Origin of the sequence: Salana multivorans (assembly GCF_003751805.1) — a bacterium.
GTDB classification, from domain to species: Bacteria; Actinomycetota; Actinomycetes; order Actinomycetales; family Beutenbergiaceae; genus Salana; species Salana multivorans.
The window spans coordinates 2,565,306-2,588,477 of sequence record NZ_RKHQ01000001.1 but is presented as its reverse complement, the minus strand read 5'-3'; the positions used below and the strand labels follow the sequence as shown (position 1 = coordinate 2,588,477).

At 73.5% G+C, this 23,172-nt stretch carries 16 protein-coding genes; 5 read left to right on the top strand and 11 right to left on the bottom strand.

From position 1 onward, the window contains the following. Nucleotides 1-15: 15 nt before the first annotated feature. Both EDD28_RS11045 and EDD28_RS11040 read left to right on the top strand, forming a co-directional pair. Complete coding sequence (locus EDD28_RS11045; RefSeq protein WP_123740065.1) at nt 16-912, top strand: SDR family oxidoreductase; 897 nt, start codon at nt 16-18, stop codon at nt 910-912. Between the two features lie 213 nt (nt 913-1,125). Further along, nucleotides 1,126-2,649, top strand: coding sequence for an ROK family transcriptional regulator (locus EDD28_RS11040; protein ID WP_123739647.1), 1,524 nt, complete (start codon nt 1,126-1,128; stop codon nt 2,647-2,649). A 108-nt stretch (nt 2,650-2,757) separates the two neighbouring features. Here the strand turns inward: EDD28_RS11040 and EDD28_RS11035 are convergent, their stop codons facing one another. The 8 genes from EDD28_RS11035 to EDD28_RS11000 all read right to left on the bottom strand — a co-directional run bounded on the left by EDD28_RS11035 (nt 2,758) and on the right by EDD28_RS11000 (nt 13,940). After that, nucleotides 2,758-3,666: an ABC transporter ATP-binding protein gene (locus EDD28_RS11035; RefSeq protein ID WP_123739646.1), complete on the bottom strand. Its 909-nt coding sequence runs from the start codon at nt 3,664-3,666 to the stop codon at nt 2,758-2,760. Further along, a complete protein-coding gene (locus tag EDD28_RS11030) occupies nt 3,663-4,574 on the bottom strand; it encodes an ABC transporter ATP-binding protein (RefSeq protein WP_123739645.1) in 912 nt (303 codons plus the stop codon). Before EDD28_RS11030 ends, EDD28_RS11035 begins: the two co-directional genes overlap by 4 nt. Before the next feature lie 4 nt (nt 4,575-4,578). After that, nucleotides 4,579-5,694, bottom strand: a complete 1,116-nt coding sequence (locus EDD28_RS11025) for an ABC transporter permease (protein WP_342769941.1) — start codon at nt 5,692-5,694, stop codon at nt 4,579-4,581. Between the two features lies 1 nt (nt 5,695). Next, nucleotides 5,696-6,688, bottom strand: a complete 993-nt coding sequence (locus EDD28_RS11020; protein WP_123739644.1) for an ABC transporter permease — start codon at nt 6,686-6,688, stop codon at nt 5,696-5,698. Between the two features lie 182 nt (nt 6,689-6,870). Further along, complete coding sequence (locus tag EDD28_RS11015; RefSeq protein ID WP_123739643.1) at nt 6,871-8,592, bottom strand: ABC transporter substrate-binding protein; 1,722 nt, start codon at nt 8,590-8,592, stop codon at nt 6,871-6,873. Nucleotides 8,593-8,852: 260 nt separating this feature from the next. Further along, nucleotides 8,853-11,486: a glycoside hydrolase family 2 protein gene (locus EDD28_RS11010; protein ID WP_123739642.1), complete on the bottom strand. Its 2,634-nt coding sequence runs from the start codon at nt 11,484-11,486 to the stop codon at nt 8,853-8,855. Then, nucleotides 11,486-12,769: an alpha-L-fucosidase gene (locus EDD28_RS11005; protein WP_123739641.1), complete on the bottom strand. Its 1,284-nt coding sequence runs from the start codon at nt 12,767-12,769 to the stop codon at nt 11,486-11,488. The genes EDD28_RS11010 and EDD28_RS11005 overlap by 1 nt, the downstream gene beginning before the upstream one ends. 70 nt (nt 12,770-12,839) lie before the next feature. Next, on the bottom strand, nt 12,840-13,940 hold the full coding sequence (locus EDD28_RS11000) for an ROK family transcriptional regulator (protein ID WP_123739640.1): 1,101 nt from the start codon (nt 13,938-13,940) through the stop codon (nt 12,840-12,842). 60 nt (nt 13,941-14,000) lie between these two features. Between EDD28_RS11000 and EDD28_RS10995 the strand changes: the two genes are divergently transcribed. Continuing rightward, nucleotides 14,001-14,501 (top strand): P-loop nucleotide/nucleoside kinase family protein, encoded by a 501-nt coding sequence (locus EDD28_RS10995; RefSeq protein WP_123739639.1) that lies wholly within the window; start codon nt 14,001-14,003, stop codon nt 14,499-14,501. A gap of 10 nt (nt 14,502-14,511) precedes the next feature. On the opposite strand, the gene EDD28_RS10990 is transcribed toward EDD28_RS10995, so the two are convergent. From EDD28_RS10990 to EDD28_RS10985, 3 genes are read right to left on the bottom strand one after another with little or no spacing between them, the layout of a single operon-like run. Then, nucleotides 14,512-14,829 carry a PAAR domain-containing protein gene (locus EDD28_RS10990; RefSeq protein WP_123739638.1) on the bottom strand — a complete coding sequence of 106 codons (318 nt, stop codon included), beginning with the start codon at nt 14,827-14,829 and terminating at the stop codon, nt 14,512-14,514. 3 nt (nt 14,830-14,832) lie between these two features. After that, nucleotides 14,833-14,964 (bottom strand): hypothetical protein, encoded by a 132-nt coding sequence (locus tag EDD28_RS18090; protein WP_281272553.1) that lies wholly within the window; start codon nt 14,962-14,964, stop codon nt 14,833-14,835. A 33-nt stretch (nt 14,965-14,997) separates the two neighbouring features. Then, nucleotides 14,998-16,356: a COG1470 family protein gene (locus tag EDD28_RS10985; protein ID WP_211339168.1), complete on the bottom strand. Its 1,359-nt coding sequence runs from the start codon at nt 16,354-16,356 to the stop codon at nt 14,998-15,000. Nucleotides 16,357-16,548: 192 nt separating this feature from the next. Between EDD28_RS10985 and EDD28_RS10980 the strand changes: the two genes are divergently transcribed. Next, a complete protein-coding gene (locus tag EDD28_RS10980) occupies nt 16,549-17,208 on the top strand; it encodes a response regulator transcription factor (protein WP_123739637.1) in 660 nt (219 codons plus the stop codon). A 238-nt stretch (nt 17,209-17,446) separates the two neighbouring features. Then, nucleotides 17,447-23,161: a DUF11 domain-containing protein gene (locus EDD28_RS10975; RefSeq protein WP_148059598.1), complete on the top strand. Its 5,715-nt coding sequence runs from the start codon at nt 17,447-17,449 to the stop codon at nt 23,159-23,161. The last annotated feature ends 11 nt before the right edge of the window (nt 23,162-23,172 follow it).

The window sequence follows — 23,172 nt, the reverse complement described above, 5'->3', positions numbered from 1 at the left end:
ATCAAGGAGAACGACATGACCGACCACACGGCCGACGGGCCGACGACCGACCAGCCGACCTACCCGACGCACGTCGAGGCGCAGGCCCAGGAGTGGCCCGGCCACACCGACGGGATGACGCCGACGCCGGACCACGGCGAGACGTCGTGGCGGGGCCTCGGCCGACTCGCCGGCAAGCGCGCGCTCATCACGGGCGGCGACTCCGGCATCGGCCGCGCCACCGCCATCGCGTACGCCCGCGAGGGCGCCGACGTCGCGATCGCGTTCTTCCCGGCGGAGATGGCCGATGCCGACGAGGTCCGCGAGATCATCGAGGAGACCGGGCGGCGCTGCCTCCTGCTGCCGACCGACCAGCGCACGGAGGAGGCGAACCAGCGCCTCGTCGAGCTCACGGTCGAGGGGCTGGGCGGGCTCGACGTCGTCGTCTCCAACGCCGGCTACCAGATGGGGACGAAGGGCGGCATCGAGGAGTTCTCGGCCGCGCAGCTCGAGCAGGTCTTCGCGACGAACTTCTTCGGCACGTTCTGGCTGGTCAAGGCGGCCGTCCCGCACCTCGCGCCGGGGTCGAGCATCGTCTTCACGACCTCGATCCAGGCGTTCCAGCCGAGCGAGGTCCTCCTGGACTACGCCGCGACCAAGGCCGCGCTCAACAACCTCATGGTCAACCTGGCCTCCGAGCTCGGCCCGCGCGGCATCCGGGTCAACGCCGTGGCGCCCGGGCCGATCTGGACGCCGCTCATCCCCTCGACCTTCGACGGGGACAAGGTGGAGGGCTTCGGCACCGACACCCCGCTCGGCCGGCCGGGACAGCCGGTCGAGGTGGCCGCAGCGTTCGTGTTCCTCGCCTCCGACGAGGCGTCGTACGTCAGCGGCACGGTGCTCGGCGTCACGGGCGGTCGCGCCGTGTTCTAGGTCCGGCCCGCCCGGGTCAGCACCGGGCGACGGGCGATCGATGCGACACGGCCCGCGGCGAGCCTCCTGACGGGGGTGACCCGCGGGTCGCGTCGTCTCCGCGGTGAGACGCGCGTCACTAAAAGGATTCTTTCCGGTAGGGTGGGCACCACCCGGACCGGAGGGAGTGCGATCGTGAGCACGAAGGCGTCGCGACCCGACTCGAGCCCCATTGTGCCGGGTTCAGCGGCCGCGGCAACCCCGGTCGTCGCGCCCTCGACCTCGCTGGCGACGCTGACCGCGCCCGGCGGGACGGTCGCCGGGCTCGCCGCGCCCATCCCGCCACCGTCCGGTGCCGCAGCGCCCGGCACGCCGGCGTGGCTCGGCACGGTCAACGACCGCGCGGCGCTCTCGATCATCGTCGAACGCGGGATCGCGACGCGCAACCTCGTCCACCAGGTCACCGGCCTGTCGAAGCCGACCGCGTCCCAGGTCATGGCGCGCCTGCTGAACGCGGGCCTCGTCGTCGACGTCGGCCCCGTCCCCAGCCGCCGCGGACCGAGCGCCGCCGGGTATGCGGCCAACGACGCGCGCCACGTCGGCGTCGCGATCGAGGTCACCCGGACCAGCGTCAACGCGACGCTCGTGGACGTCACCGGCACCGAGTACCCCGTCCACCGGTTCCTGCGCGGCGACGCCCGCGAGCACGAGCTGGTGCTGCCCGAGGGCGAGGCCGGGCCGGACGGCGAGCCGCTCGACCACGGCGCCGCGACCGCCGTCGCGGAGATCCGCGCCGCGATCGACGGGGCCGCGGCCGCCGCTGGGCGCGACGCCGCCCTGGTGCGCCACCTGCTCATCTCGATCCCGGGCTCCGTCAACCCCGAGATCGACGTCCTGTGGGGCGCCGAGGCGCTCGCGCCGTGGCCGGTGTCGGGGCTGCGCACGCTGCTCGAGCACACGATCGGCGCGACCGTGACGCTCGAGCGCGACGTCAAGCTGGCGACCATCGCCGAGCTGGCCGAGGCGGACGAGCCCGAGGACATCTGCCTGCTGTGGCTGGGCAACGGGCTCGGTCTCGTCAACGTGGCAAACGGCGCGATCGTCCCCGGTCGCCACGGCCGCTCCGGCGAGATCGGCTACCTGCCGGCGCCGAGCGGGCCCGAGGGGCACGGCGCGCACGACATGCAGGACCTCCTCGGCGGGCTCGCCGTGCGACGGATCCTGCGGGAGGCCGGGATCGGTCTCGACGCGGAGAACCTCGACGGGGCCCTCACCGAGCTCGGCGCGCTGATCCGGGCGGCCGAGGCCGGCGACCGGGACGAGGACACCGGCGCCGCGGGCGAGGCCCACCCGGGCGACGCCGTCGACGCGACCGGTCAGCCGGGTCCCGCGGGCGACGCCGCCGGCCCCGGCGCGGAGCCGGCCTCCGCCGACCCGTCCGCCCCGGTCCTGCCCGACGTCGACGAGGAGACCGTCGGCGGCGTCCTCGACGTCATCGCCGACCGGATCGCGCTCATGGCGATGCCGACGCTCTTCCTGCTCGATCCCGTGCGGCTCGTGCTCGCCGGCCCGACCGCCGTCGCCGGCGGGGAGCTGCTGGCCCGCCTGGTCAACGAGCGGGTCCGGCCGAGCACGGGCTGGACGCTGGACGTGTCGAGCACGCGCGTGCGCGGCCGCGCGCCCCTGCTGGGCGCCCGGCTGCTGCTGCTCGCGTCCGTCCGCTCGGCGCTGCTGGACGAGGTCAGCGCCGACCTCTGACCGCGGGGCCCAGCGACCGCTGAAGTCGTCGGAGCGCGGGACGACGGACGCCCCGGGGTGCACCACCTCGCGGTGGCGCGCCCCGGGGCGTCCGGTCTCCCGGCGGGATCAGTCCCGACCGGTCACCTTGCGCGCCAGGTCGGCGGTGCCGAACCGGTCGCGCTCCGCCGCGCCACCGCCGGCGGCGAGCTCGGCCAGCTCCGCCCGGACCGAGTCGCGCAGGTTGCCCTGGTTCTCCGGGTTCGGCGCGGCGGCCAGCAGCAGCTTGGTGTAGTCGTGCTGCGGGTTGAGGATGACCTCGTCCGACGGACCCCGCTCCACGACGTTGCCGCGGAACATCACGAGGATCTCGTCGGAGAAGTGCCGCGCGGTCGCGAGGTCGTGCGTGATGTAGAGGACCCCGAGGTTCTCCTCCCGCTGGAGCTGCGCCAGCAGGTTGAGCACGCCGAGCCGGATCGACACGTCGAGCATCGAGACCGGCTCGTCAGCGATGAGGAACCGTGCCCCCGGCGCGAGCGCCCGGGCGATCGCGACGCGCTGCCGCTGACCGCCCGACATCTCGTGCGGCTTCTTCTCGGCGAACACCTCGGTCGGCGTGAGCCGCACCCGGTCCAGCAGGCGGTGCACCTCGGCGTCGATCTCCGCCCGGTTCCGGCCCCGGCGATGGATCCGCAGCGGCCGCTCCAGGTGGTGCGCGACCGAGTGGAACGGGTTGAGCGAGGCGAACGGGTCCTGGAACACCATCTGGAGCTGGCGCCGGTAGTCCTCGATCCCGCGGGAGCCGGTCGGGACCGGGTGCCCGTCGAGCAGGATCTCCCCCGACGTCGGCGTCTCGAGCTTCGCGAGCATCTTCGCGACGGTCGACTTGCCCGAGCCGGACTCGCCGACCAGCGCGATCGTCTTGCCCTGCTCCAGCGTGAAGCTCACGTGGTTCGCCGCGGTGAGCTTCTCCGTGCGGACACCCCTGCGGACCTTGTAGACCTTCGTGAGGTCACGGACCTCGAGCGTTCCGGTCACTGCGACACCCCCGTTCCCTCTCGGACGAATGAACCGCGGTCGCCCGTGAGGCTCGGGAACGAGCTGAGCAGCCGCTGCGTGTACGGGTGCTGCGGGCGGTGGAGGATGTTCTCGGCCACGTCGACCTCGACGATCTCGCCCCGGAGCATGACGGCGATCCGGTCGGAGATCTCCAGCAGCAGCGGCAGGTCGTGCGTGATGAACACGACCGCGAACTGGAGCTGCTCGCGCAGGCGCATGATCTCGCGCAGGATCCCGCGCTGGACGACGACGTCGAGGGCCGTCGTCGGCTCGTCCATGATCATGAGCTGCGGGCTGAGCGCGAGCGCCATGGCGATCATGACGCGCTGGCGCATCCCGCCGGACAGCTCGTGGGCGTAGGCGCCGAGCCGCGACGGGTCGACCCCGACGAGCTCGAACAGCTCGACGCAGCGCGCCTCCCGCTCGGCCTTCGACATGCCGGGGCGGTGGGTGGCGAACACGTCGTAGAGCTGCGCCCGGACCGAGATCACCGGGTTGAGCGAGTTCATCGCCCCCTGGAAGACCATCGAGATCTTGTCCCAGCGGAACCGGCGCAGGCCGTCGCCGTCGAGCGCGACGACGTCGACGTCCGTGCCGTCGGCGTCGTGGAAGGCGATCGACCCGGAGGTGAGCAGCGCCGGCGGCTTGAGCAGCCGGTTGATGCCGTAGGCCAGCGTCGTCTTGCCGCAGCCGGACTCCCCGGCCAGGCCGAGGATCTCGCCGCGGTTGACGACGAGGTCGACGTTCTTGACGGCGTGGACCACGGGGGTGACCTCGTAGTCGATGGAGACGTCGGTCGCCGTGAGCACCGGCGACTGCTCCGCCAGGTAGCGCTCGTGGTCGGCCGAGCTGAGCGGGCGGGTGGGCGTGATGGCGTCGGTCGTCATGTCCTCACCTGGCCGTTCCGGTCGGGGCGGCGGCCGTCCGGGACGACGACGCCGTCGGCAGCGACTTGTTCTTCTTGGCCTTGCGCACGCTGCGCGCGGCCGCGGGGACGCTCCTGAGCTTCGGGTTGATGATCTCGTCGATCGAGAAGTTGATGAGCGAGAGACCGCAGCCGAACGCGGAGATCATGAGGCCGGGCGGGATGAACCACCACCACGCGCCGGCGGACAGCGCGTTGCCCGTCTGCGCCTCGTTGAGCATCGTGCCCCAGGTGATGACGCCGTTCGGGCCGAGGCCGAGGTAGGACAGACCCGCCTCACCGAGGATCGCGAGCACGACCGCGGCGATGAACTGCGCCGCGAGGAGCGGCAGCAGGTTCGGCAGGATCTCGACGGCGATGATGCGGAAGGACTTCTCCCCCGCGACCTTCGACGCCGCGACGTAGTCCCGCGAGCGCAGCGAGCGCGCCTGGGAGCGCAGCACGACGGCCGCTCCGGCCCAGCCGGTCACCCCGAGGATGAGCGCGACCAGCAGCATCGAGCGCTGCTGCGCGTAGGAGGCGATGACGATCATGAGCGGCAGGCCGGGGATCACGAGCATGACGTTCGTGACGAGCGAGAGCGCCTCGTCGGTGAAGCCGCCGACGTAGCCGGCGACGATACCGAAGACGATGGAGAGCGAGAGCGCGATGAGACCGGCGATGAGGCCGACCTGGAGCGAGCCCTTGGCGCCGTACGCGAGCTGCGCGAACACGTCGTAGCCGAGCTTCGTCGTGCCGAGGATGTGGTCGCCGTTCGGCGGCTCGAAGGCGGGGTTGCCGGAGAACTTCGGGTCCTGGGTGAACAGCGGCGCGATGAGCGCGAACGCGACGATGCCGACGACGAGCACGAGCCCGACGATCAGCTTCGGCGTGATCCGCGGCATGAGCTGCGCGCCCCGCCACCCCTTCCGGCTCGGCGCGCCGGGCGCCGCCGCACCGCCGGCGGCGACGGCCGGGTTGATCGCCTCGCGCGCGGCAAGGCTCTCCTTGTCGACGAGCTGCGTCCCCATCGTGCCGAGATCGGCGGCCGGGGCCAGGTCGGCCTCGTGCTCGGCCGTCGGCGACGGCTGGATGTCGTCCATGTCAGCCACGGGTCCTCGCTCTCGGGTCGATGAATCCGTACACCAGGTCCATGAGCAGGTTCGCCGACAGCACCGCGATGGTGATGACGAGGAACACCCCCTGCATGAGCGGGTAGTCGTTGCCCTGGACCGCGGTGATCATGAGCTTCCCGATGCCGGGATAGGTGAAGACCTGCTCCATGACGATCGAGCCGGCCACGACGAACCCGAGCGCGACGCCGAAGCCGGCGATCGACGGCAGGGCGGCGTTGCGCACGGCGTAGGTCATGAAGATGCGCCGCGGGCGCAGGCCCTTGGCCTCGGCGGTCGTGATGTAGTCCTCGGCCAGCGTCGAGACCATCATGTTGCGCATCCCGAGCATCCAGCCGCCGAACGCCGAGATGACGATCGTGAGCGCCGGCAGCGTCCCGTGCTTGAGGACGGACAGGACGAACGCCCAGCTCTGCTCCGGCTCGTCGAACGTGAACACGTCGTACGCGCCGATGCGCGGCAGGATCTGCCACTGCACGGAGAACAGGTAGGCGAGCAGGAGGGCGACCCAGAAGTAGGGCAGCGACTGCAGGAGCGTCGAGCCGGGGACGAGGTTGTCCACCCAGGTCCCGCGCTTCCAGCCGGCCCAGGCGCCGAGACCGACGCCGATGAGGACCGAGATGATCGTCGCGAGCCCGACGAGCCCGATGGTCCAGGGCAGCGCCTGACCGATCAGCTCCGTGACGGGCGTGGGGTACTTCGTGACCGAGACGCCGAGGTTGCCCCGGAAGAGGTTCCCCCAGTACTGCAGGTACTGCTCCCACATCGACTGGTCGGACTCGGCACCGAGCAGCAGCCGGACGGTCTTCTCGACGCCGGGTGGGATCTCCCCGTTGCGCGCCATCTTCGCGAGGATGATGTCGGCCGGGTTGCCCGGCAGCAGGCGGGGGATGAAGAAGTTGAGCGAGATGGCAGCCCAGAGCGTGATGACGTAGAACGCGAGCCGTCGCGCGTAGAACTTCACGTGTCACCCCTGTCCATAGCGGTTCCTCCTCGAACCTTGCGGGTGGTGGATCACATCATGGTGAAGCGGGTGAGCGTGCGGCAACGGCCTCACGCCCACCCGCTTCCGGAGCCGTTCGGGGCTCCACCGTCCAGGGCGAGGCCCCGGGTCGCCGTCCAGGGCGAGCCCGGGGCCTCGTCGCCTCAGCCGACCGGCTGGAGCTTGGACAGGATGTACCCGGCCGAGTTGGAGCCCCACGCCGGCGGGAAGGCGTAGAGGTCGTCCTCGGTCGGCCAGCCCGTGAAGTCCTTGTCGTTGAAGAACGTCTGGGTGGCGTTCACGACGACCGGGATGTACGGCAGGTCGTTGACGATGTGCTCCTGGATGATCGCGTACTGCGCGAGGCGCTCCGCGTCGTCGTTCGTCTGCGACGCGGCGAGCACCGCGGCGTCGACCTCGGCGTTGGAGTACCGGGAGATGCCCCAGGCGCCGGCGTCGAGCATCTCGCCGACGGGGTTCGTCATGTCGGTGGTGAACCAGTCGCGGTAGATCTGGAACGGGTCGGCGACCGGCGTGCCGATCATGCCGCCGACGATGAGCTCGAAGTTGCCGGACTGGCGGCCGTCGGAGAACTCGTTCCACGAGACGGTCGAGGCGATGACCTCCATGCCGGCGGCCTTGGCCTGCTCCTCGATCAGCTTGGCGGCGTCGTTGTAGTCGCTCCAGCCGTCGACGGAGGTCAGCTTCATGGAGACGCGCTGGCCGTCCTTCTCGTAGATGCCGTCGCTGCCCTTGGTGTAGCCGGCGGCCTCGAGGATCGACGCGGCCTTGGCCGCGTCGGCGCTCTGCGACGCCTCCTTCGGCATGCCGTCCGCGATCCACGCGTCGTCACGGCCGAGGAGCGCGAACGTCGGCGAGATCTCCTTGGTCAGGCCGACGAAGGCCTTGTCCTTGATGACACCGCGGTCGATGGCGGCGTCGAGCGCCTGGCGGACGGCGACGTCCGTCTGCGCGCCCGTGCAGCCGAGGTCGGCGTTGGAGCACGTGTAGAGGACCGTCGGGTCGATCGGCGTGTTGACGTAGCCCATGTCGACGCTGTCCGGGTCCGGCACGAACATGGCCGTCCAGTCGATCTGACCGGCCTTGAGCAGGTCCTCGGCCGAGGCGTTGGCGTCGATGCCGAGGTAGCGGAGGTTCTTCACCGCCGGAGCCCCGCCCCAGTAGTCCTCGTTCGCGTGCAGCGTGTAGGACGCGTCCGAGACCTTGTCGACGATGTACGGGCCCGTGCCGACCGGGGTCTCGTTGACCCAGGACATGAGCTCCTCCTCCGTCTTGTCCTTCCAGATGTGCTCCGGGAGGATCGTCGTCTGGAGGATGGCGGACTCGTTCGTGAACGCCGGGGCGTTGAACTTGAGCTCGACCGTGGTGTCGTCGGTCGCCGTCGCGGAGTCGAGGTAGCTCGCCTTCGCGACCGCGTTGGTGAGCGAGTAGACGACGTCCTCGGCCGTGAAGTCCTCGCCGTCCGTCCAGGTCACGCCGGAGCGGACCTTGATCGTCATCGAGGTGCCGTCGGCGCCGAACTCGTAGGACTCACCGAGGATCGGCACCGGGTCGCCGGCCGCTGCCTTGTTGAACAGGAAGAGGGGCTCGTAGACCGGGCCCTGGGTCGCGTGCAGGAAGCCGGGGATGTACGGGTTGAAGTTCGCCTTGATCGGCGTCTGCGAGCCGGCCCAGATGTTCAGCGTCGCACCGTCTCCGCCGGCCGCACCACCGTCTCCCCCGCCCTCGGAGGTCTCGCCACCCGTGCCGTCGCCCGTGCCGGGGTCGTCCGACCCGCCGGTGGAGCAGCCGGCCGCCAGGAGCGCAAGCCCCGCCGCCGCGGCCACCAGCGTGGCGACCCTGCGCCGTCCTGTGCTTCGAGTCATCTACTCGATCCTTTCTCAGTCACTCGCAACGCGTCCATGCGTCGCTCCCACCTCGTCGGGGGGTGTACCGCTCACGCTAACCGCTGGATCGCGATCGCGCATCCGTTCTGGAAGGAAAGTTGCCTAATTGAGACCTGCGAGGTCGGTGACCCCCTCCGACGGGTCGACATCAGCAGGATTTTGACGGCTCTACGAGGCTGAAGAGACGGATGGAACGCGTTCGGCGCGTGTCGCCGCGCCTCCCTTCCCGACCGTTCGCGTCAGCGGTGCCAGAGATCGTTTCGCGTGCGCAGCACGGGCGCGCGGCCGAGGGCGCCGGAGTCGACCGTGCCCGACGCCGACCCGCTCGAGGCGGTGACGAGCAGCTCGAGCGTCTCCCCGGGCAGGACCGTGCGCAGCATGTCGTCGGCCACCGCCTCCGGGACGACGCGATCGGCGAGCACCGCGACGTCGGCCAGCACGACGCGCGCCCTGACCCGGACCAGCCAGCCGCCGTCGACCGGCTCGACGTCGACGCTCGCGCCGGACGCCGCGTCCGGCCAGGCCACGCCGTCCGGGCGGCACAGCGGCGCCGTGGCGCGACGGGGCGAGGGGTGGCACGGCCCCGACGGCGCAGCGTCGTCGGCCTCGCTCAGGTCCGCGACGAGGATCTCCTCACGCCGTCGCCGCGGGAGGGCGACCGCTGGCGGGACCGGCAGCCACGCGACGCCGCGCGGGGCGACGCTCGCCGGGAGCACGACCCGCTCGACCTCGCCGTCACGGACGTGGACGCGACGCACCAGCACCTCGGTCGACCACGCGTCGTCGGTGTCGTTGACGAGCACGACGTGCGGTGCGCCCTCGCGGGGCTGGATCGACAGGGCACGCGGGGCGAAGGCCGTGCGCAGCGCGTACCAGACGGGCTTGCGGCGTCCGCCGTGGTCGACGATCGACCAGGAGATGCCGGGCCAGGCGTCGTTCATCTGCCACACGAGCATGCCGGCGCTGCGCGGCCAGTGGCCGCGCAGGTGCTCGGCGGCCGTGCGCATCGCGTCGGCCTGGAGGAGCTGGGTCGCCCAGAGCCAGTCGTCGAGGTCGGCCTCCAGCGCGGCCGGGTCCGGGACGTTGCCGGCCAGACGACCGAGAAGGCTGCGCATCCCGGTGGGCTGACGCTGCCGGGTCGCCATGGCCGCGGACGTCGGCGCGACCGGCCAGGCGTCGATGGCGCCGGCCAGCGTCGCCCAGGTGGCGGGCGCCTGGTAGCCGAGCTCGGCGGCGAACCGCGGGACCTGGTCCCGATAGGTCGAGTGGTCCCGCAGGTTCCACTGGTCCCACAGGTGGGTCGATCCGTCGCCGTCGACGTTCGCGGCGACGTCGGGGCCGCTGGAGAACGGGCTGGACGGGACGTACGGGACCCCGGGCGCCTGCTCCGCGACGATCGCCGGGAGCAGGCGGTGGTAGTAGCCGTCGCCCCAGGTGCGGCCGGCGACGCGCGCCTGCCAGCCCCAGTCCTCCCAGCCGAGCAGGCACTCGTTGCCGCCGTTCCAGACGACGACGCTCGGGTGCGCCGCGAGCCGTCGCACCTGCTCGGTGGCCTCGGCGACCACCTCGGAGCGCAACGGCTCCTCCTCGGGGTAGGCGGCGCAGGCGAACGCGAAGTCCTGCCAGACGAGCAGCCCCGCCTCGTCCGCGAGGTCGTAGAAGAGGTCGTCCTCGTAGCGGCCGCCGCCCCACACGCGCAGCATCGTCATGTTCGCCTCGACGGCCTGCGCGACGCGCTCGCGATAGCGCTCGGGCGTCACGCGGGCGGCGAGCTGGTCGTCCGGGATCCAGTTCGCCCCGCGGGCGAACACCGGTCGACCGTTGACGACGACGGTGCACGCGCGACCGTGCTCGTCCGGCGTCGTGTCGAGGTGCGCGTGCCGGAAGCCGACCCGTCCGGCGTGCAGCTGCGGCGAGCCGACCAGCGTCACGCCGACGTCGTGCAGCGTCGCCCGGCCGTACCCGCGCGGCCACCACAGGTCGTCGTCGGTGAGCTCGACGGGCAGGCGCAGCGTGGCCGAGCCCTCGACGTCGGCGCGCCAGGTCAGCTCCCCCAGGCGCACCTCGACCGATCCGCTCGCCGAGCCGTCCCCCGGCGCGGCGTCGAGCGCGACCTCGACGACGAGCGTCCCCTCGCGCAGGTCCTCCGCGACCTCGGTGCGCGTCCTCGTCCGCAGGCGCGCGCCGCGCCACGACACCAGCTCGGCGCGCCCGATCCCGGCCGTGATCATCGGCGGTGCCCAGTCCCAGCCGGCGCTGCACGCCGTCACTCGCAGGCGGTTGTACTGGTGCTCCCAGTCGTACGGGAGCTGGCCGCCGGGGTCGGCCGCCTCCGCCGCGTCCATCGCCCGCGCCGCCGAGTCGATCTCGATCACGAGGTCGCTGCCGCCCGGGCGCAGGTGGGGGCCGACGTCGATCCGGTGGGTGCGGTTGGCGTTCGCGAGCTCGGCGACGACGACGCCGTCGACGAGCACGCGCGCCACCGTCTCGACGCGGGTGAGCACCAGCTCGTGCCGGAGGGCGGCTGCATCGGCGCCGGCGGCGCCGGCGGGGTCGGCGGGGAGCCCGATCCGCGTCCGGTACACCCAGTCGCTCTCGCCGATCCAGGCGGCGGCCGCCGTCCCGTCGTTCCGGTACGGGTCCTCGACGAGGCCGGCGGCGACGAGCGCGTCGTGCGCGTTGCCGGGAGCGCGCGCCGGGACGCCGGACCGGGCCGCGGCGAGCACGTGCTCGGGCGGGAGGGCGCCGGACCGGCTCGGCCGCGCCTCGCGCAGCGCGAGGGTCCAGACCGTCAGCTCCGTCGTCGCCACCGCGCCCGGCTCGTCGGGGAGCCGGAGGGTCGTCGCCCCGGCGGTGTCGTGGGAGGTGGTCATCAGGACTCCGGGTAGTCGGTCGGGGCGGTGTAGCCGGCGGGGATGCGGGGTGGCGTCACGTCGCCGACGTCGTGCAGCAGGACCTCGGCGAGCCGGGCGCCGGCGCCGGTCAGCTCGATCTCCAGCGCGCCGTCGCCGGGCGTCGCGACGATGTGGAGCCGGCCGGCGCCCACCGTCCCGCCCTCGGCGATCACGGCGCCGTCGCGGAGCACGCGGTGGGACACGACGCGCTGCCCGTCGCGCAGGTCCTCGACGAGCCGCACGTGGTCGAACGCGCGGGCCGCGGGGACCTCGACGCGCCAGGTGCTGCCGCCGGCGTGCGTCGCCGACTCGGTCGGCGTGACGCGGACCGGGTCGGCGAACCGGCGCCGCAGCTCGGCCCCGAGCTCCTCGACGCGAGCGAGGTCGGCGGGGTCGAGGCGGCCCCGGTCGTCGGGCGGCACGTTGAGCAGGAGGTTGGCCCCGAGGCCGACGGAGCGGTAGTAGATGGCGAGCAGGTGCTCGAGCGACTTGGGCTCGTCGTCCGCCCGCCAGAACCAGCCGCGGCGCAGCGAGACGTCGCACTCGGGCGGGAGGTAGAGCGCGTCGGCGTGCTCGATGGTCTCGACCGTGTAGTTGCTCATCTGCGAGTGCGTCACGACGTACTCGACCGGGTCGGTCGCGAGGCCGTCCTCGTTGCCGACCCAGCGGATCGTCGGGTCGCCCATGTTGAAGACCATCGCGTCCGGCTGGTGGGTGCGCGCGACGTCCATGATGCGCCGCCAGTCGTAGCGGTAGCCCTCGGAGCCCGCGCCGTCGAACCAGAGCTCGACGAGCGGTCCGTAGCGCGTGCACAGCTCCGTGAGCTGCGCGACGTAGAGGTCGGCGTACGCGTCGGGGTCGGCGTAGGCGGGCGCGTTGCGGTCCCAGGGCGAGAGGTAGAGGCCGAGACCGATGCCCGCCTCCCGGCACGCCCGCGCAACCTCGGCCACGACGTCCCCGCGACCGTCCCGCCACGGCGAGGAGGCGACGGAGTAGTCGGTCGTCGCCGTCGGCCAGAGGCAGAAGCCGTCGTGGTGCTTGGCGGTCAGGACGAGGTAGCGCGCACCGATCGCGCGGGCGGCCTCGACCCACTCCCGGGCGTCGAGGTCGCTCGGGTCGAACGCCGCGGGCGGGATGGTGCCGTCGCTCCACTCGACGCCGCGGAAGGTGTTGACGCCGACGTGGACGAACAGGCCGATCCCCCACGACTGCCAGGCGAGCTGCTGCGGGGTCGGCGCGAGGGGCGGGGCGGAGGCGGTCACGGGGATCCGTTCTGGTTCGAGGGGAGGGGCGGGGTCGAGGCTGCTGGAGGTTCGTGCGGGGGGCCGACGGTCAGGTGCCGTAGACGTCGTCGCGCAGCCGGGCGGCGGCGATCGCGACCGCGCCGTCCACGACGGCGTCGGCACCGAGGCCGGTGGGGCGGACGTCGAGGTCGATCGGGACGAGCGAGGCGAGCTCGGCGCGGACCCGCCTCGCGAGGTCGGTGCCGCCGGCGGCACCGACGGGACCACCGAGCACGACGCACTCGGGATCGAGGATCGTCGCGATCAGGCTCGTCACCTCGGCGATCCGCCGCGCGACGGCGTCGGCTCCCCCGCGCTCGTCGACCCGCCCCAGCGCGGAGCGGCCGAGGAGGTCCTGGAGCCGGAGCGGAGCGTCGGTGCCGCGGTCGTCGGCGCCGCGGTCGTCGCTGGCGGCCCCCGTCGCCGCGCGCGAGGCGACCGGGAGCACGGCAAGGCCGATCTCGCCGGCGAACCCGCGGGCACCGCGCAGCGGCTCGCCGTCGAGGATCGTCGCGGCGCGGACGCCCTCGGCGAGGTGGAGGACGGTGTAGCGCGCGCGGTCGCTGGCGTTCCCGGTCATCCCCTCGGCGAGCGCGAGCAGGTTGACGTCGTTCTCGACCTGGACCGGGCAGCCGAGGCGGCGCGCGAGCTCGGCGACCGGCTCGGGATGCCAGTCGGGGTGGCCCCACACGTACGTCGCCTCGCCGTCCGGCCCGACGACGCCCGGCATTCCGACGACGACGCGACCGAGCGCGCGCTCGTCGACACGGAGATCCCGGAGCACCGAGCGGACGGCGTCGACCACACCGTGCCGGTCGAACGTCGTGGCGTCGGCGAGCGCGCGGCCGGCGAGGTCGGCGACGACGACGCGGACCGTCCCCGGCATCAGCTCGACGCCCGCGGCGAGGGCCAGCTCGGTCACGGCTCGGAAGTGCACGGCGTTCGGGCCGCGCCTGGTCGAGACCACCTCACCGACGGGCTCGACCACGCCCGAGGCCACCAGACGGGCGACGAGCTCGTTGAGCGAGGCGCGGGACATGCCGATCCGCTCGGCGAGGTCGACCCGCGAGGCCGGGCCGTCCGCGAGCAGGAGGTCGACGACGGTGCGCTCGTTGGCGGACAGCCGCCGTCGCGCGTCGCTCCCGGTCATAATAGTTAGGCTACCTGATTGATACTCCGTACGCCGCCCGAACGGTGCTGTACTTGAAGCATGAGCTCCGTCAGCCCCGCCACACCGCCGGTGCGCGTCGTCCTGCTGTGCGGGCCGGCGGGGAGCGGGAAGTCGTACCTGGCTCGGGCCATGGCGCGCGAGGGCTGGGTGCGGCTCTCGATCGACGAGCTCGCGTGGGAGCAGGGCCTGCGTCACCACCCGCTGCCGGACGAGCGGCTCGCGCGACTGAACGAGGAGCTCCAGGACCGGCTTCTCGCGACCGTGGCGCGGGGCGACGACGTCGTCGTCGACGCCTCGTTCTGGTCGCGCCGGCGCCGCGAGGACTACCGGAGCCTGCCCTACCCGCGGGCGGTGGAGGTCGAGGTCTGGTACCTGCGCACGCCGGAGCCCGTGCTCCGCACCCGCATCGCCGCGCGGACGAACTCCGGCCCCGACGACGTCGCGCTCACCCAGGACGTGCTGACCGGCTTCCTCGCCGGGTTCGAGGTGCCGACCCCGGACGAGGGCCGGCTGCGGGTGATCGACGCCGACGAGGGCTGACCGCGCGTCGCTAGCCCCCGACGATCACCGTCGGCGCCCCCGGTCCGGGCACGATCGGCGACCCGTGCATCGACTGGTCCCCCACGCGCGCGGCGGGGAACCCGCCGACCAGCACGGTCATGCTGCCCATCGCGATACCGTTCGGCGCCGGCGAGACGCACACGATCCCGCCGGGGGTCGCGTTGGCCACGGCGGCCGGCGCGCCGCCGACCAGCACCGTCATGACGCACGCCGCCGGCGTGATCGGGCCGCCGACGTGGGGCTTGGGGCCGTCCGACAGCGGGCAGACGACGGTGTCCCCCGCGCGCAGCCACGGACCGGTCGGCACGGCTCAGCCCCGCCCGCGCGACCCGGGGGTCGCCGGCCGGCCCGCCCCGGCGGCTCCGGCCGGAGCGCCGGCTCCCCGCACCTCGTCGATCACGGCGTCGCGCACCTCGTCGCGACCGCCGACCGCGCTCCTCACCCGTCCCACCTGACCCGCCTCACCGGACCGGGCTCACCCACCGGTCTCACCGGAGGTGTCGGCGCCGGGCTCGACGGGCACGAGCCGCACGAGGTTCCCGCCGAACGAGACCCCCTGGGCGCACGTCGTCGGCGGCGGCGTCTGCCCGAACGGCGTCCCGGGCTGGCGGCAGGACAGCGAGAACCGCAGCTGCGCGTCGCCGGGGACCACGATCGGCGTCTGGAAGTGGAAGTCGGAGTCGCGGAAGTTCTCCAGCCCCAGCTCGGTCACCACCTCGAGACCGGCGTCGGACAGGACGGACAGCGTCACCGTCCCGAAGTCGCCCTGCGGGTTGTTGAACAGCAGGCTGTAGACGCGCAGCGTCTGCCCGGACGGGACGACATAGCTGTCGGCGTCGGACCCGCCGATGCCGGCCGAGGTCTCGAGCCGTCCGACGGTCGGCGTCAGCACCTCCGTCGCGGGCAGCAGACCCTCGCGCAGCGCGGACATCTCCTCGATCTGCGCCTCGCCCTGCGCCGCGGCCGCGTCGGCCGCCTGCCCGGCGGCCGCCGCGTCACCCTGCGCGGCCTCCGCGGCTCCCTTGGCGTCCTCGGCCGCGCTCTGCGCCGCGGCGACGTCCTCCGCGACCGCGGCCCTCGCCGCCGCCGACACGGCGGGCTTGACGAGCAGGAACCAGAGCGCGACCAGCAGGAGCAGCAGCGCGAGCAGCGCCAGGAGCGCCTTGAGGAACCATGGGGGAAGGGTCGGCCGCTGCACGTGCGCCGCGTCGAGGATGACGGGGGTGGAGTTCGCCGGCGCCACGGTCACGGCGAACGGGAACGTCGTGTCGGCGCCCCGCCAGATCCGCTTGGGCGGCTTGACGCGCACGGTGGTGAACGCGGCCTCCCCCGGCGCGACGGTGAGGTACTCGGGGTCGACGGCGAACCGCAGGCCCTTGCCCTCGTCGGCACCCTTGACCGTGACGCTCACCGGGGTGTTCCCGCGGTTGTCGATCGCCACCTGGTGCTTGGCGCCCATCCGCCCGGTCGACGTGCGCGGCAGGATCTCGGCCGTCGACTCCAGGTAGGGCAGCACCTCGACGGTCCCCTCCGGGACCACGACGCCGGTGGCGTCGTCGATCGGCACGACGCGCACGCCGTAGTCGAGGGTGCCGGCGGCGACGCTGGCGCTGCGCGGCGGGGCGAACGTGATCGTCGCGGTGGTCGAGGTGTCCGGGTAGAGGCCGTCGATCCGAGCTGGCTCGACCGTCGCCCACGAGGCCGGGACCCCGAGGATCTCGATCCGGTACCCCTCGACCGTCGTGCCGCCGTTGCGGATGCTCAGGGGCACCACGGCCTGCTCCCCCGGTACCAGCCGGACGTGCGCGCCATCGAGCGTGGCTGTCGTGGTCATGCCCCGACGCTAGGAACGCGGCGGGATCGAGCGGGAGGCGGCCGGGACGGCCGTTCGGGCAACGCGGTTGCCCGTTGAGCCGTTGTTGAGTGCGCGATCAGTCAACCGAGGATGCTGTCCTTCTGGGCACCCGAGGATGCCCGGGAATCACGCAGGGGGGAGCCGGGACGGACAACTGTGTGAGGTGGAGCAATGAGCGTGTCGACGGGCACGACCGGGACGCTGACGTCCCGGGTCCGGGTGTGGGTGAGCGCGAGCGACCCGATCTCGCTGGCGGGGGTGATGAGCGCGCTGCGGTCGCGTCCGGAGCTCTCGCTCGTGAGGGATCCGGACGCGAACGACGCCGAGGTCGCGGTGGTCGTGACCGATCGTGTGGACGAGCAGGCGCTGCGGGCGGTGCGCAGCGCGCGACGCAACCACGGCGTCCAGGTGGTCCTCGTCTGCGGCCGGCTCGGTGACGACGACGACGTCGTGGCCGCGGTCGAGGCCGGGGCGCTCGGTCTGGTGCGGCGCTCCGAGGCGACGCCCGAGCGGCTGGTCTCGGTGATCCGGGGCGCCAGCCACGGCGAGGGGACGGTCCCGCCCGACCTGCTCGGCCACCTCCTGGACCAGGTCGGCTCGCTGCAGCGCCAGGTGCTGCGTCCGATGGGTCTCACGTTCACGGGGCTCACGACGCGGGAGGTCGACGTGCTCCGGCTCATCGCCGACGGCTTCGACACCGCCGAGATCGCCCGGAACCTCAACTTCTCCGAGCGGACCGTGAAGAACGTGCTGCACGACATCACGACGCGGCTGCAGCTTCGCAACCGCCCCCACGCCGTCGCGTACGCGCTGCGCGAGGGCCTCATCTAGCCGCGCCACCCGCCGCCGGTGTCGGTCGGCCGGCACCCGCGGTGCGGGCGAGGCTCGGCCGGGACACCGGGCCGAGGGGGCGGCGCCCCGGGCCGCTGCCCGTTCGGGCAGCCCCGGTGCCCGCTCCGGTGACCGGCAGCCCTGCCGTCGCGACATCGACGCTCGCGACGCTGACACCCACGAGCGCTGAGGAGGTGCGGCGATGAGGCGTGCGCCGTTGATGCGTGAGCGTGCGCGCGTGCGCCGGCCCACGTCCGTGACGGCGACGCTGTCCTGCGTCGCGCTCGGGGCGAGCCTCGCGATCGCCGCCGTCGTGGTCGCCCCGAGCACGAGCGCCGAGCCGGCCATCCCGTGGCTGCCGGTCCTCGAGGGCGACGTCGCCCCGCGGCTGGCCTTCGCCGACGACGGCGTCGAGGTCGCGCGCACGTTCGTCGACGACGCGTGGAGCGAGGACGACGACGTCTTCCCCTTCCGCGACCCGGACCGTCGCTACCTCGCCGACTACCGCACGACCTGGGTCGACGCCGACCGCGTCTCGACGCAGCCGGCCGTCGAACGGGGCTGGTACTCGGAGGGCGGGGCCGTCGTCGCGTTCGTCTCGAACGCCGACCTGACCGGCGGCCCGGTGTTCCCTGGCGGCGACGTCTACGCGCAGGGGATCGACGACAACGAGGTGACCTGGATCGCCCGGCTCACGTGCAACGCCGCGGTCGAGTCCCACCCCGCCGTGAACCCGGCCCACGACGGCGTCGCCTACACGACCAACGCCGACGAGAACGGCGAGCCCGGCTCCGACTTCGACATCGTCATGACCCAGATGTGGGCGGACGACGGCATCGACGCCTGCGGAGGCGACCTCGTCACCACGCCGCTCGCGACCGGCCCCGGCGACCAGCTCTGGCCGGCGTGGAACGACGTCGAGATGCAGCTCGTCTACTCCTCCTCGAGCGGTCCGGGCGCCCCGGCCGACCTGTACGTCGTGCCGGACCCGGAGGACAACGGGCCGGGCGCGGAGCCGACCTCCTACCAGGTCACGAGCACGGCGGCCGACGAGACGCAGCCCACCGTCATCACCGCGACGCGGATCGACGAGTCGTCCTGGACGGCCATCGCCTTCCGGACCGACGAGTTCCGCCCCGACGGGTCGCTCGGGCTGGTCATGTGCGCCGACCTCGCCTGCGCCGACGGGCCGTTCGACGGGGCGATCGACCTCTACCGCGACGACGCGCGCGCTCGCATCCAGGGGTCCCAGCCGAGCTGGCTCGAGGCCGACTTCCCGGAGGGCTCCACGAGCGGCGAGTTCGGCGTCATGGATCTCGCCTTCACCAGCACGTCGGGCAGCCCGGACGGGGACGTCTGGGTGGCCCACGTGACCTCGCCCGACTCCGACCCGCAGATCGAGGACCAGGGGCGCGCGGTCGCCGACCCGCTGGTGACGGAGGGCAACCCGACCGGCCTGCCGTCCTGGCCCTACCCCGGGAGCGACACCAGCGGCGGCCTCCTGCTGTCCCAGGACGGCGACGACGCCAACGTCGACGACGTGCTCGCGTCCGACGGCACCGACCGTCGGGTCCTGACCTCGGGCACCCGACCCTCCCCCAGCGGCGTCGACGTGCCAGCGGACGAGGACGGACCGGCCTACAGCCCCGACGGCCGCACGATGGTCTACTCGGTCGCGACGTGCGACTGCCACCCGTCGATCGAGTGGCACGGCCGTCAGCTCGTCGTCGCGGCCGCCGACGGGACCTCGCCGACGCCCCTGACCTACCCCCACGACCTCATGGACCTCGACGTCGACCCGGTCTGGTCGCCCGACGGGACCCGGATCGCGTTCGTGCGCTACTCCACGGCCACCGGCCCCTGGCTCGGGTACCCGTCCCTGTCACCGGGCGGCTACCAGCCGCCCGTCATCATGGTGCTCGACCTGCGGACCATGCTCGTCGAGCCGCTGCTCTCGGCCGACCCGCGGGAGAGCCAGGTCGGCAACCTCGACCCGGCCTGGTCCCCGGACGGCACCCGCATCGTGTTCACGGCCGAGGCCGAGGTCCACGACGGGGCGCCGGGCCCCCTCGGCGTCTTCCTCGCGGACGTCGCGGCGCGGACCGCGATCCCGATCGGACAGTCCCGGACGATCACCTGTCCCGACGCGACCTGCGCCCCCCACGAGGAGCAGATCGCCCTGGTCGGGCGCCACCCCTCCTGGTCGCCGGACGGCCGGGCGCTCGTCGTCGCGGACGCGACGCTCACCGCGAAGTACGGCGGCCTCGTCCACGACGGCCGCGGTGCGCTCTCGATCGCGACCCTCGACCCCGAGGCCGACGGTGGCGAGATGGTCACGCGGATCCAGCTCCTCACCCGCCCCGCCGTCCTCGCCACCGAGGTCGACGCGGGCGCGGTCGACGCGACCTGGCGCCGGCTCACCGCCGTCAGCACGCCGGCGTGGTCGCCCGACGGCGCGCGGATCGCGTTCGTCGGCGCCGACGTCGACGGCGCCCGCGACGTGTGGACCGTGGGTACGGACGGCTCCGGCCTCACCCGAGTGACGGACGACCGGACCGAGCAGCGCGACCCGGCGTGGCAGGCGGCGCCCGACGTCGCCGCCGAGGTGTCCTCCGCGGCGTCGACGCTCACCCGGGGCGACGCGACGACGGTGACGTCGACGGTGCGGCCGGTCGGCGGCGCGGCCCCCGCCTCGACCCTCACGATCCACCTCCCGACCGGCCTCACCGCTGACTGGTCGGCCGCGTGCGGCTGGCCGACGGCCGACCCGGACGGCGGCGGCACGGTCGTCACCTGCGCGGTCCCGCCGCTCCCCGCCGGCGGGTCCTTCGCGGTCACGCTCGACGTCACGGCGTCGCGCGACGGGCAGCACGTCGTGACGGCGACGGTCGCGCTCGCGTTCCCGGACGCCGACCCGGACAACGACACGGCCTCGACCACGATCGACGTCCAGGCGCCGCCGCCCCAGCGCGTCGACCGGCCCCGCCTGGCATTCACCGACGACGGCACCGCGGTCGCCACCGAGTCGCTCACGCGCGGCGAGGAGGGCTACGGCTGGCTCGGGCAGCAGGGCGGCCGGATCACCGAGCAGGCCAGCATCCTCGAGCCGGACGGCTACTACGGCAGCATGTCCGTCTGGATCAGCTCCGGCGCCTGGACCGAGGGCGGCGAGGAGAACCTGTTCCCGAACGGCGACATCTACGTGACGCTGGCCAACTGGCAGGGCGACGTCCGGCTGACCTGCGACGACTCCCGCAAGAGCCACCCCGTCCTCGACCCGAGCGGCGAGTGGGTCGCCTGGGCCACCGACCGCGGCGGCGACTTCGACGTCGTCGTCGCGCCGATCACCGACGCCGACCCGTGCGCCCAGCCGCCGGAGATCGTCGTCGTCGCCGGCGGCCCCGGCGACCAGACCTGGCCGACGTGGGCCGGCGAGCACGGCGTGATCGTCTACGCGTCGAACACGGCGTCGGGCGAGCCGAGCGACCTGTGGGCGGTCTCCCGGGACGGGGACGGCGGCGCGGCCCAGCGGCTCACCGACACCCCGACCGACGAGACGCAGCCGTCCGCCGTCGACGTCATCGCCTGGTACGACGGGATCTCCTACGTCGACTCGATCGCGATCGCGGCGCGCAGCGATGCCGTCCGGCCGGACGGGTCGATCGTCGTGCTGCAGTGCGACTCCTACATCGTGGTCGACGGCGGCGGGTGCGGCGCCCCGGTCGACCCGTACGCCGCGGACCCCGGCGCCCGCGTCCAGGGCAGCGAGCCGGCGTGGAGCGGGAGCGCGACGTGGGAGGAGGGCAGCGACCTCGCCTTCACGACGACGGCCGACTCCCCGCTCGGCAGCCCGTGGACGGCCGAGGTGGCGCTGCGCGACCGGACCGCGAACGAGCCGAACGGCGCGGCGGTGGTCCAGTGGCAGGAGCGCGGGTCCTCCGAGCCGCTCACGAGCCGGACGCACCCCACCTGGCTCAGCACCTGGAGCCCGTACGAGATCCCGGGCGGCGACGTCGAGTGGGCGGCCCAGCTCGAGGTGACGAGCAACTCCAGCCAGGGCGCGATCCACGACGTGCGCGCCACCGACTACAGCCAGCGCCGCACGGTCCTGGACCAGGAGGTCCTGATCGAGCCGTGGGAGTACCTGTGGTGGCCGGACGAGCGTCAGCCCGCCTACAGCAGCGACGGCGACCTGCTCGCGTTCTCGACGGACGTCTACGTCGAGAGCGAGGGCGAGGTGGACGCGCCCGAGCGCGTCCTCGGGGTGGTCGACTGGAACGGCGTCCCCGTCATGTCGCCGCTGGCGTACGAGACCGAGACGGGCGCGCGCGACGTCGACCCCGTCTTCTCCCCCGACGGCACGCGGCTCGCCTTCGTCCGCTACCCCGCGCTGGCCCAGGGCGAGGCCCAGACCTCGACGGCTCCCGCCGGCTACGGCCCCGGCCGGGTGATGGTCGTGACGCTCGCGACCGGCGCCGTCGAGGAGCTGCTCGCGAGCGAGACCGAGGGGATCGGCGAGCTCGACCCGGCGTGGTCGCTCGACGGCAGGACGATCGCGCTCAGCCGCGTCGACGGCCGTCCGGCCGGAGAGCCGGTCGACCTCGGCATCCACCTGGTCGACGTCGCCACGCGTCAGGCGCGCCAGCTCCGCGTCGGTGTCGGCTGCGCGACGACCTGCACCGGCCAGCGACCGGTGCTCGGCCGGCACCCCGCGTGGTCGCCCGACTCCAGCCGTCTCGTCGTCGCCGACCTCTCGGTGCCGGCGGCGTCCGGCGGCGGCACCGTCGTCGACGCGCGCGGCTCGCTCGCGATCGTCCGGGTCACGGGAACCGGCGCCGCCGGGACGGTCGAGGCCGGGGAGTCCATCGTCGTGCTCGACGCGACGTCGCGGGCCGACGCGCGGCAGTGGGGCTCTCTCGTCAACCCCGCCCAGCCCGCGTGGTCGCCGGACGGCGAGCGGATCGCGTTCATGGCGCAGCACGCCGGTCTGTCCGCGTCGACCGACATCGCGACCGTGCGGGTCGACGGCAGCGACGTGCGGTGGGCGACCGACGACCCCTCGCGCCAGACCGACCCGGCCTGGCAGCCCGCCGGCCTCCCCACCCCGACGCCGACGCCGACGACTCCCACCCCGACCCCGACCCTGCCGGGACCGCCCGACCTCGGCGTCACGATCGAGGTCACGACGCCGGTCGCCGTGACGGACTCGGCGCTGCCCGTGCTGTGGCAGGGCGGGCAGAGCGGCGAGGTGCGGATCACCGTGCGCAACCACGGCGGGTCGCCCGCCCCCGGCTCCGCGCTCGACGTCGTCTGGCCGGCCGGGCTCGTGCCGACGGCCAGCGGGTCGAGCACGGGCGCGTGCCTGGCCGCGTCGGACCGGTGCCAGCTCGGCAGCATCGCCGCCGGCGCACAGGTCGTGCTCACCGCCGCCGTCGCCGCCACCGGGCCCGTGACCCCGCCGGCGCCGGTGGAGCGCTCGCAGCCCGCGCCGAGCGTCGGGCCCGTGACGCCGCCGACCACGACGACGCTCACGGCGTCCGTCACGTCGACCCCCGTCCCGCCCGGCAGCGTCGACGCGAGCGTCCGGGTCGATGCCTCCGACGACGCGGCGAGCTCCACCGTCGAGCTGCGGCTCGCGCAGCTCCGCCTGGCGAGCTCGGTCATGCGGACGGGGACGCCGATCACCGTCATGGGGTACTGGTTCCCGCCCGGTCAGCAGGTCTCGCTCGCGTGGAGCCGGGGCGTCACGTCGAACCCCGGCGCGGTCACCGTCGCTACCAACGGGACGTTCGCCACGACCGTCCTCGCGCTCAACGACGGGCTCCTCGACGACCGCGACCTGCTCGCGCTCACCGCGCCGTCGGGCGCGCCGCCGGGCTGGGGCGACGCGCGCTCGCGCGTGCTCGTCGTGCAGAACACGACCCAGGCCCCCAACTTCCTCTACCGGAACTAGGCGGGTGGTCC

What these genes read in the sequence shown, in the direction of transcription:
- EDD28_RS11045 (WP_123740065.1), top strand. Translation starts at nt 16, where the DNA reads ATGACCGACCACACGGCCGACGGGCCGACGACCGACCAGCCGACCTAC.
- EDD28_RS11030 (WP_123739645.1), bottom strand. Translation starts at nt 4,574, where the DNA reads ATGACGACCGACGCCATCACGCCCACCCGCCCGCTCAGCTCGGCCGAC.
- EDD28_RS11025 (WP_342769941.1), bottom strand. Translation starts at nt 5,694, where the DNA reads ATGGACGACATCCAGCCGTCGCCGACGGCCGAGCACGAGGCCGACCTG.
- EDD28_RS11015 (WP_123739643.1), bottom strand. Translation starts at nt 8,592, where the DNA reads ATGACTCGAAGCACAGGACGGCGCAGGGTCGCCACGCTGGTGGCCGCG.
- EDD28_RS11010 (WP_123739642.1), bottom strand. Translation starts at nt 11,486, where the DNA reads ATGACCACCTCCCACGACACCGCCGGGGCGACGACCCTCCGGCTCCCC.
- EDD28_RS11000 (WP_123739640.1), bottom strand. Translation starts at nt 13,940, where the DNA reads ATGACCGGGAGCGACGCGCGACGGCGGCTGTCCGCCAACGAGCGCACC.
- EDD28_RS10995 (WP_123739639.1), top strand. Translation starts at nt 14,001, where the DNA reads ATGAGCTCCGTCAGCCCCGCCACACCGCCGGTGCGCGTCGTCCTGCTG.
- EDD28_RS10985 (WP_211339168.1), bottom strand. Translation starts at nt 16,356, where the DNA reads ATGACCACGACAGCCACGCTCGATGGCGCGCACGTCCGGCTGGTACCG.
- EDD28_RS10980 (WP_123739637.1), top strand. Translation starts at nt 16,549, where the DNA reads ATGAGCGTGTCGACGGGCACGACCGGGACGCTGACGTCCCGGGTCCGG.